General features: G+C 70.1%; 10 protein-coding genes. 5 read left to right on the top strand and 5 right to left on the bottom strand.

Features of this window, described 5'->3' with window-relative positions; translation table 11 throughout:
* Positions 1–263 (bottom strand): PH domain-containing protein (locus tag DMB66_RS42195; protein ID WP_125809737.1); only part of this gene is annotated, 263 nt, incomplete at its 3' end.
* A 10-nt stretch (positions 264–273) separates the two neighbouring features.
* Entirely contained in the window at positions 274–585 is a 312-nt protein-coding gene (locus tag DMB66_RS42190; RefSeq protein WP_125809736.1) for a 4a-hydroxytetrahydrobiopterin dehydratase, read from the bottom strand.
* Positions 586–766: 181 nt separating this feature from the next.
* Between DMB66_RS42190 and DMB66_RS42185 the strand changes: the two genes are divergently transcribed.
* Entirely contained in the window at positions 767–1,201 is a 435-nt protein-coding gene (locus tag DMB66_RS42185) for a (deoxy)nucleoside triphosphate pyrophosphohydrolase (RefSeq protein ID WP_199752939.1), read from the top strand.
* Here the strand turns inward: DMB66_RS42185 and DMB66_RS42180 are convergent.
* On the bottom strand, positions 1,178–2,713 hold the full coding sequence (locus tag DMB66_RS42180; protein WP_125809735.1) for a long-chain fatty acid--CoA ligase: 1,536 nt from the start codon (positions 2,711–2,713) through the stop codon (positions 1,178–1,180). The genes DMB66_RS42185 and DMB66_RS42180 overlap by 24 nt on opposite strands.
* A gap of 113 nt (positions 2,714–2,826) precedes the next feature.
* On the opposite strand from DMB66_RS42180, the gene DMB66_RS42175 reads away from it, so the two are divergent.
* Positions 2,827–3,267 (top strand): helix-turn-helix domain-containing protein, encoded by a 441-nt coding sequence (locus DMB66_RS42175; protein WP_125809734.1) that lies wholly within the window; start codon positions 2,827–2,829, stop codon positions 3,265–3,267.
* A gap of 5 nt (positions 3,268–3,272) precedes the next feature.
* Here DMB66_RS42175 and DMB66_RS42170 read toward each other — a convergent pair whose 3' ends face one another.
* Positions 3,273–4,445 (bottom strand): acyl-CoA dehydrogenase family protein, encoded by a 1,173-nt coding sequence (locus DMB66_RS42170; RefSeq protein ID WP_125809733.1) that lies wholly within the window; start codon positions 4,443–4,445, stop codon positions 3,273–3,275.
* A 54-nt stretch (positions 4,446–4,499) separates the two neighbouring features.
* On the opposite strand from DMB66_RS42170, the gene DMB66_RS42165 reads away from it, so the two are divergent.
* The 3 genes from DMB66_RS42165 to DMB66_RS42155 are packed head-to-tail and all read left to right on the top strand — an operon-like array spanning position 4,500 to position 7,626.
* Positions 4,500–5,147: a TetR/AcrR family transcriptional regulator gene (locus DMB66_RS42165; protein ID WP_125809732.1), complete on the top strand. Its 648-nt coding sequence runs from the start codon at positions 4,500–4,502 to the stop codon at positions 5,145–5,147.
* Positions 5,148–5,185: 38 nt separating this feature from the next.
* Entirely contained in the window at positions 5,186–6,544 is a 1,359-nt protein-coding gene (locus DMB66_RS42160; RefSeq protein ID WP_125809739.1) for an aldehyde dehydrogenase family protein, read from the top strand.
* Complete coding sequence (locus DMB66_RS42155) at positions 6,541–7,626, top strand: alcohol dehydrogenase catalytic domain-containing protein (protein ID WP_125809731.1); 1,086 nt, start codon at positions 6,541–6,543, stop codon at positions 7,624–7,626. The genes DMB66_RS42160 and DMB66_RS42155 overlap by 4 nt, the downstream gene beginning before the upstream one ends.
* On the opposite strand, the gene DMB66_RS42150 is transcribed toward DMB66_RS42155, so the two are convergent.
* Positions 7,623–8,339 carry a DUF5753 domain-containing protein gene (locus DMB66_RS42150; protein ID WP_125809730.1) on the bottom strand — a complete coding sequence of 239 codons (717 nt, stop codon included), beginning with the start codon at positions 8,337–8,339 and terminating at the stop codon, positions 7,623–7,625. The two genes, DMB66_RS42155 and DMB66_RS42150, sit on opposite strands and share 4 nt — an antisense overlap.
* Positions 8,340–8,421 lie beyond the last annotated feature (82 nt).

The following is an 8,421-nucleotide window of genomic DNA, read 5'->3' as shown; positions in this document are numbered from 1 at the left end:
GTGCCGGTCGAGAAGAACTGGCCGGCCCAGCTCTTGTTGCTGACCACGCTCACGCTGCTCACCTTGGAGTAGGGGATGCTGGTGATCGCGAAGCGCTTACCGACGAAGGACTTGTCCTGGATGATCACCCGGCGGGTGGTGAGGCCGATGAAACCGGTGCCGGCGCCGACGGCGTCGTACACCGCGATGATCTGTTCACCCTCGAGCAGGCCGCTCTCGATCTGCTGGAGCTGGCCCTTGCTGTCGTATATCGGCGCCGTCATGGTCAAGAGGCTACTGGGAGCCCACCACGGTGCGGTAGGCGTCCTCGATGCGCGCGGCCAGCGTTACCTCACCATCGGTGATGGCCTTGCCGTCGGACGCGCCCAACAGGATCTGCGTGTGACCTTCTACCCGCCGGATGTTGGGCCGCAGGCGCAAGGTGTCGGCGGCGACCTTGATCCGCTCCGTGAGGTCGGCGTGTTGGCTGTCGTCACAAGCGAGCACGCGCTTCAGCTGGACGCCGTCCCGGGTCCAGCCGCCCAGCACGGCGAGCGCGTCACTCAGATAATCGGAGCGGGCACCCCGTGTTTTCCTGCCCCGCATGCTGCACCTCCCTGGCGTCGTTGCAGGCTTGTGGCCAAACTGTCGCCGTGTCGTCATGGTCGGTGCCCACAGTCTTGTCTTCCCCGTCAACTATGTCCACGCCCACATATCCGTGTTCTCGTGACGATCGGGACGCATCGCTCAACCTGATCGGTTAAGTTTTGTGGCACGCTCTTGGCTCATGTCCCATGAACACCACGTCAACGGCCGGCCATCACCCAGGGTGATTGTTGCGGCAGTGATCGTGCTCGATGGCCGGGTGCTCGCCTGCGAGCGTTCCGCGCCGCCGGAGGTCGCCGGGCGCTGGGAATTCCCCGGGGGAAAGGTCGAGCCGGGTGAGACCGACGCGCAGGCGCTGGCCCGCGAATGCGCGGAGGAGCTGGGCGTACGGGTGACCGTCGGTGCCCGGGTAGGCCCGGATGTGCCGCTGGCGCACGGCCGTGCCGTCCTGCGCGTCTTCGCGGTGACGCTGCTGAACGGCGACGAGCCGCGCGCCCTCGAACACTCGGCGATGCGCTGGCTCGCCGCCGGCGAGCTGGACAGCGTGCCCTGGCTGCCGGCGGACAAGCCGATCGTCGCGGAGCTGCCGCTGCTACTGGCCGAAGGTGCGGCGTAGCTCCCGCTTGAGGACCTTGAAGCTGGGACCCATCGGCAGGGCCTCGACGAAGCGGACCTGGCGCGGATACTTGTGCTTGCCGAGCCGCTCCTTCGACCAGTCGATGAGCTCCTGCTCGGTGATGCCGCCGGGATCGGGGACCACGACCGCGCAGATCTCCTCGCCGAGCACGGGGTCGGGCACCCCGATCACCGCCACCTGCACGACCGCCGGGTGCCGGGCCAGCGCCTCCTCGACCTCGCGCGGATAGACGTTGAAGCCGCCCCGGATCACCAGGTCCTTCTTGCGGTCGACGATCGTGATGAAGCCCTCGGCGTCCTTGGTGCCCAGGTCGCCGCTGCGGAACCAGCCGTCGACCATCGCCTCCGCGGTCGCCTCGGGCCGGTTCAGGTAGCCCGCGAAGACGTTGTGGCCGCGGATCACGATCTCCCCGAGCTCGCCGACCGGCAGCAGCTCGATGCGTTCGTCGAGCTCCGCCCGGGCGATCTCCACCTCGACGCCCCAGACCGGGTGCCCGACCGTGCCGGCCCGGGTGCCGAAGGCCGGCTGGTTGGTGGTCGCGGTGGGTGAGGTCTCGGACAGCCCGTAGCCCTCGAACACCGTCGAGTGGAAGGTCTCGCTGAAGCGCTCCAGCACCGCCACCGGCAGCGATGCCCCGCCCGAGACGGAGATCCGCAGCTCGGGCAGCCGGTCCGCCTTCGCCGCCGCTTCGAGCAGGCCGATGTACATCGTCGGCACGCCTTGGAAGATGGTCACGTTCTCACGGACCATCAGGTCGATCGCCGCCTCGCCGGTGAACCGGGCGAGCAGCACCAGCGTCCCGCCGAGCCGGAAGGTGCCGTTCATGCTCACGGTCTGGCCGAAGGTGTGGAACAGCGGCAGACAGCCCAGCACCACGTCGTCGGACCGCACCTCGTTGGCGTCGAAGACGTTCACGATCGCGTTCATGACCAGGTTGACGTGGGTGAGCAGGGCGCCCTTGGGCTCACCGGTGGTGCCGCTGGTGTAGAAGACCACCGCGACGTCCTCGGCCTCCCGGCTCACGTAGGTCGGCAGCGCCGGGACCGTGGCCGAGACCTCCTCCAGCCGGGGCGGCGCGCCGGGCACGCCGGGCGGCATCGGCCCCACGCTGGCCAGCCGCGTGCCGGTTAGGCTCGTGGCGGCGATGGCCGTCTTCAGCTGACTCGAATGCGACACGAGCAGGTCGGTGCCGCTGTCACGCAGCACGTACGCCATCTCGTCCGGGGTGAGCAGGAGATGGATCGGGACGAGCCGCGCGCCCACCGCGAGCGCGCCGTAGTAGGCCCGGGGGAAGTCGGCCACGTTGGGCACCAGGACGGCGACGGTGTCCCCGGCCCTGACGCCCAGCTCCCGCAGGCCCGCGGCGTACGCGAGGGACTGCTGCCAGAGGTCGCGGTAGCTGATCCGCTCGGCGTGGTCGACCACCGCGACCTTGTCCGGATACCGGCGGGCTCCCTCGGCCAGGATCGCGGCCAGCGACAACATGGTCATTGGATTCCTTCCATGGATGCTGTGGCCTTGCGGCCGGAGAGGAAAGTCAAGCGTCGCGGATGTACGGCGGCTGAGGTAGGTACTGCACTAGTCATGGGACTAGGGTGATGGTCATGGGCAGGGCGGTGAAACGGTCGTTCAAGTTCCGCTTCTACCCCAGCGATACGCAGGCCGCTGAGCTGGCGCGCACGTTCGGGTGTGTCCGCAAGGTCTACAATCTTGCGCTCGCTGCCCGCACCGAGGCGTGGACGCAGCGTCAGGAGCGGGTGAACTACAACGCGACCTCGACGATGCTGACCGGGTGGAAGAAGACCGCCGAGCTGGCGTTCCTCAACGAAGTGCCATTGACCGTCCGTGCGTGGGTGTGCCGGTGCGGCGCTGTCCATGACCGTGATGTGAACGCGGCGCGCAATATTCTCGCGGAGGGGCTCTCCGTGATCGCCTGTGGAGCCGATATGAGACCTCAACGGGAGTCCTCCCGGACGGGGCAGTCGGCAATGAAGCAGGAAGACCCTGGGGCGACCCAGGGACTCCCCGCCCTTCAGGGCGACTGAGGATGTCAAGAGAGGTGTCCACCGATCTTGGTGTAGCCGCGCAGCAGGTCGCGGGAGATGATCAGGCGCTGCATTTCGTCGGTGCCCTCGTAGATGCGCATCAGCCGGACCTGGCGGTACCAGCGTTCGATCGGCAACTCGCGGGTGTAGCCCATGCCGCCGTGCACCTGCATGACCCGGTCGACCACGTTGTTTACCATGTTCGCGCCGTACAGCTTGGCCATCGAGGAGGCGTGCCGCGGGTCCCAGCCCTGGTCCACCGTCCAGGCGGCCCGGAGGATGAGCCAGCGGGCGGCCTCGAGCTCGACCTCGGAGTCGGCGATCATCCACTGGATGGCCTGGTTGCTGCCGATCGTGCTGCCGAAGGTCTCCCGGGTGTTGGCGTATTCGATCGCCATGCCCAGGGCGCGCTCGGCGATGCCGAGCGCGTTCGACGGGATCAGGTAGCGGCCCTTGCCGATCCACTTCATGCCCAGCTCGAAGCCCTGGCCGAGCTCGCCGAGGATGTTGCGGGCCGGCACCCGGACGTCGTCGAAGATCAGCGCTGCCGGGCCGCCCTCGCCCATGGTCTGGATGTATTCGGAGCGCCAGCCCATCTCCCGGTCGACCAGGAACGCGGTCGTGCCGCCGCCGCGCACGCCCTTGGCCTTGTCGGTGACCGCGACGACGATGACGAAGTCGGCGTCGTTGCCGTTGGTGATGAAGGTCTTCTCGCCGTTGAGGACCCAGTCGTCGCCGTCCTGCCGGGCGCTGAGCTTGATGTTCGCCGCGTCCGAGCCGGCGCCCGGCTCGGTGATCGCGAAGCAGGAGATCCGGTCGCCCTCGATGGTGGGCACCAGGAACTCCGCCTTTTGCTCGTCGTTGGCGTGAAACAGGATGTTGTCGGCCTCGCCGCCGAACCTGAACTGCACGAACGTGCGGCCGATCTCGGTCCAGATCAGCGACTGCAGGACCGCCGGGAGGTCCATGCCGCCGTACTCCTCCGGGGTCGACAGCCCCCAGAAGCCGAACTTCTTCGCCTTGAGCTGCAGCTCCCGCAGCTCGCTGCGCTCCAGGCCGGGTAGGTGATCGCGCTCGCGGCGGAGTGCCTCCTGCTCGAGCGGCATGACCTCGCGGGTGATGAACGTGCGGGCGGTGTCACGGACGGCCCGCTCCTCGTCGCTGAGTGAAAAGTCCACGTGATAAAACTAGCGGTGTAAGTTTTGCGCCGTCCAGAGTTTCAGGAGCGTTAAATGGCCCGGCCCCGGCAGACCCTGCTCAGCAGGGATCGGATCGTCGAGGTGGCGGGCGCCCTGGTCGACGCCGACGGGCTGGAGGCCGTCTCGGTGCGCCGGCTCGCCGCCGAGCTGGGCGTCGCGGGGCCCTCGCTCTACAACCACTTCCCGACGAAGGCCGAGATCCTGGACGCCGTCGCCGACGCGGTGGTGGCCCGGGTGGACGTCTCATATTTCGGCAGCCACGGCTGGCGCGAGGCGCTGCGGCTCTGGGCGTACTCCTACCACGCGGAGCTCTCCGCGCACCCGAACATCGTTCCCGTCCTCGCTCGCGGTCCCGGCCGCCGGCCCGCCGCGCTGGCCATGGCCGACACGGTCTACGGCGGCCTGATCGCGGCCGGGTGGCCGCCCGCCCGCGCCACCCACATCGGCGCCGTGATGCGATATCTGGTCACCGGTGCGGCCCTGGGTTCGTTCGCCCTAGGCTTCGACGAGGACCCCCAGCTGTACGCCGAGCGTTACCCGCACCTGCGCGACGCCCACCTGCTGCCCGAGCACCGGCGCAGCGTCGACGAAGGGGCATTCGCGCTCGGCCTGGAAACCGTCCTCGCCGGCCTGGACGCGCTCAAGGCGCGCCTGGACTCGCTGAAAGGGAGCCTGACGTGACCCTCTCCCGCGACAAGATCTACCTCGACGGGGCCTGGATGGCATCGTCGTCCACCGAGACGATCCCGGTGGAGAATCCGGCGACCGAGGAGATCCTCGGCCAGGTGCCCGCCGGCACCGCGGCGGACGTGGACCGGGCCGTCGCGGCGGCCCGGGCGGCGTTCCCCGGCTGGGCCGACACGCCGATGGCCGAGCGCGGCGCCATGCTGGGCAAGCTGCACGAGGCGCTCGCGGCCCGCGCGGGCGACATCGCCCGCACCGTCGGGCTCGAGCTGGGTGCGCCGCTCAAGGTCGCGAAGGCGGTCCAGGCAGGTCTGCCACTCACGGTCCTGCGGGGGTACGCGGACCTGGCCGCCCAGCCCGTGCCGGAGGAGACGATCGGCAACTCGCTGGTCGTCCACGAGCCGGTCGGCGTGGTCGGCGCGATCACACCGTGGAACTACCCGCTGCATCAGGTCGTCGCGAAGGTGGCCGCCGCCCTGGCCGCCGGCTGCACCGTGGTGCTCAAGCCCAGCGAGCTGACGCCGCTGGTCGCGTACCTGCTGATCGACGCCGCCGACGAGGCCGGGCTGCCGCGGGGCGTGCTCAACCTGGTGCCCGGCACCGGTCCGGTGGTGGGCGCGGCGATCGCCGGGCATCCCGATGTGGACCTGATCTCCTTCACCGGCTCGACGGCGACCGGGCGGGCCGTCACGCACGCCGCGGCGAACCGGATCGCCCGGGTGACGCTCGAACTCGGCGGCAAGTCCGCCAACGTGATCCTCGCCGACGCCGACGTGACCCGGGCGGTCAAGGTCGGGGTGGGCAACGCCTTCCTCAACTCCGGCCAGACCTGCACGGCGTGGACCCGGATGTTGGTGCACCGCAGCCACTACGCCGAGGCGGTGGAGCTCGCCGCGGCCACCGCCTCGGCGTATCTCACCGGTGATCCGTTCGACGAGGGCACCCGGCTCGGGCCGCTGGTGTCCGCGGCGCAGCGGGAGCGGGTTCTGGGCTTCATCGCCCGCGCCGGCGCGCGACAGGTGGCCGGGGACGCCCCGGTCCCCGCCAAGGGCTACTTCGTCGCGCCGACCGTCTTCGCGGACGTCGACCCGGACAGCGAACTGGCCCAGGAGGAGATCTTCGGCCCGGTGCTCTCGATCATCGGCTTCGACGACGACGACCACGCGGTGGAGATCGCCAACAACTCCAGATACGGCCTGGCCGGCGGCGTCTGGGGCGCGCCGGACCGGGCGCTGGCCGTGGCCCGGCGGATGCGGACCGGCGCGGTGGACGTCAACGGCGGCTCGTTCAACCCGGCGGCGCCGTTCGGTGGCTACAAACAGTCCGGCATCGGCCGGGAGCTGGGCTCGTACGGCCTGGCGGAATTCCAGCAGACGAAGGCGATTCAGCGTTGAGCGCGTACATCAAGGCCCTGGTCGCCCGGGAAACCGGCACGGCTCCCGCGGTCGCCGAGCTGCGCCTGCCCGAGATCGGCCCCGGCCAGGTCCGGGTCCGGATCCGCGCGGCCGGCGTCTGCCACTCGGACCTGTCCATGGTGAACGGCACGCTGCGCCCGCCGCACCCGCTGGTGCTCGGCCACGAGGCCGCGGGCGAGGTCGTCGAGGCCGGTGCCGGGGTGCGGAGGGTGCGGGAGGGCACCCACGTGGTGCTGAACTGGTCGCCGCCCTGCCGCGAATGCTGGTTCTGCGACCACGGTGAGCCGTGGCTGTGCTCGACGGCGAACATCGCGGCGCTGGAGAACGGCAGCACCCTGGGCGGTGCGCCGGTGCACGTGGCACTGGGGCTGGGCGCCTTCGCCGAGCAGGTGGTGGTGCCGGAGAAGGCCGTCATCGCCGTACCGGATGAACTGCCCTGGGAAAGCGCGGCCCTGCTGGGCTGCGCGGTGCTGACCGGCACCGGCGCGGTGCGCAACACCGCGCGGGTCGCCGCCGGCGACTCGGTCGTGGTGATCGGCCTGGGCGGGGTGGGACTGTCGGTGGTCGCCGCGGCCCGGGCCGCCGGTGCCGCGGCGGTCATCGCGGTTGACGTGTCGGAGGCGAAGAAGGCCCTGGCGGAGGCCGCGGGCGCGACGGACTTCGTGGTCTCCTCGGAGAACCTGTCCAAGGACATCCGGTCGCGCACGGCACGGCTGGGCGCGGACCACGCCTTCGAGTGTGTGGGCCGCGCGGCGACCATCCGGGCGGCGTGGCGGGCGACCCGCCGCGGTGGCCAGGTGACCGTCGTGGGCATGGGCCGCTCGGACGACATGGTGGAGCTGAGCGCGCTGGACATCTTCGCCAGCGCGCGTTCGCTGCGGGCCTCGGTCTACGGCTCGTCGGATCCGGACCTGGAGGTGCCGGCACTGGCGCGGGACGTGCTGTCGGGCGCCCTCAAGCTGGACCATCTGATCACCGACCGCATCGGATTGTCCGAGGTCCCGGCGGCCTTCGACCGGATGACCCGGGGCGAGGGAGCCCGCTCGGTCGTGGTCTTCTAGGTGGGCGAGTCGCGGATCCGCCGGATGGCGTCCAGCACGGCGTCCTTGCCGTTCGCGCCGGACAGGAGCCGGCCCAGGCTGGCGCTGTAGGGCGCGGTCGCTTCCGGCTCGGTCAGCAGGTTGTCGGTCGCGGTCGCTTCGAGGAAGACGACATCCGCGTTCCCGTCCGGGAACCGCAGCAGCTCGAAGTATCCACCGAGGCCGGCATGCGCGCCGTCCTCGGTCGGCCGGACCACAATGGTCACCGCGTCCAGCCTGCCCAGCTCGAGAAGCTCGTCGAGCTGGTCCCGCAGGACGTCGGCGCCGCCGACCGGCCGGCGTAGGACGATCTCGTCCAGCACCACGGTGAGGTGCGGCGGATCCCCGCCGGCCATCCGGTCGAGGAGACTGTGTTGCCTGCTCAGGCGCACCTCGACGCGGGCCAGGACGGCGGGATCGTCCGGTGCGCGTCCGGTGATGGCCGCGGTGGCGGCCAGCGCGTACGACGGTGTCTGCAGGATGCCGGGCACCACCAGAGGCTGACAGACGCCGATCTGGGTGGCCCGGGCCTCGTGCTCGACGAAGCGGGGATATTCGATGGTGAACCGGTGGGCGCCCCACCAGTCCCTGTCCCGATCCAGATGATCGGACGACAGCCTCAGTGAATCTCGCAACTCGCGCAGCGGGGCGAGGAGCCGATCGCGCGCGACTGCCGGTCCGGTGGGTGCTGACATGACGAGCCTCTTTTACGGGTGAGGTCCGACTACGCCGTCGTCCTGAGCTGGATGGAAGCCACTCCTCCTGAGGGGATGTTCA

Source organism: Actinoplanes sp. ATCC 53533 (assembly GCF_003947245.1).
This window is presented reverse-complemented; position numbering and strand designations above follow the sequence as displayed.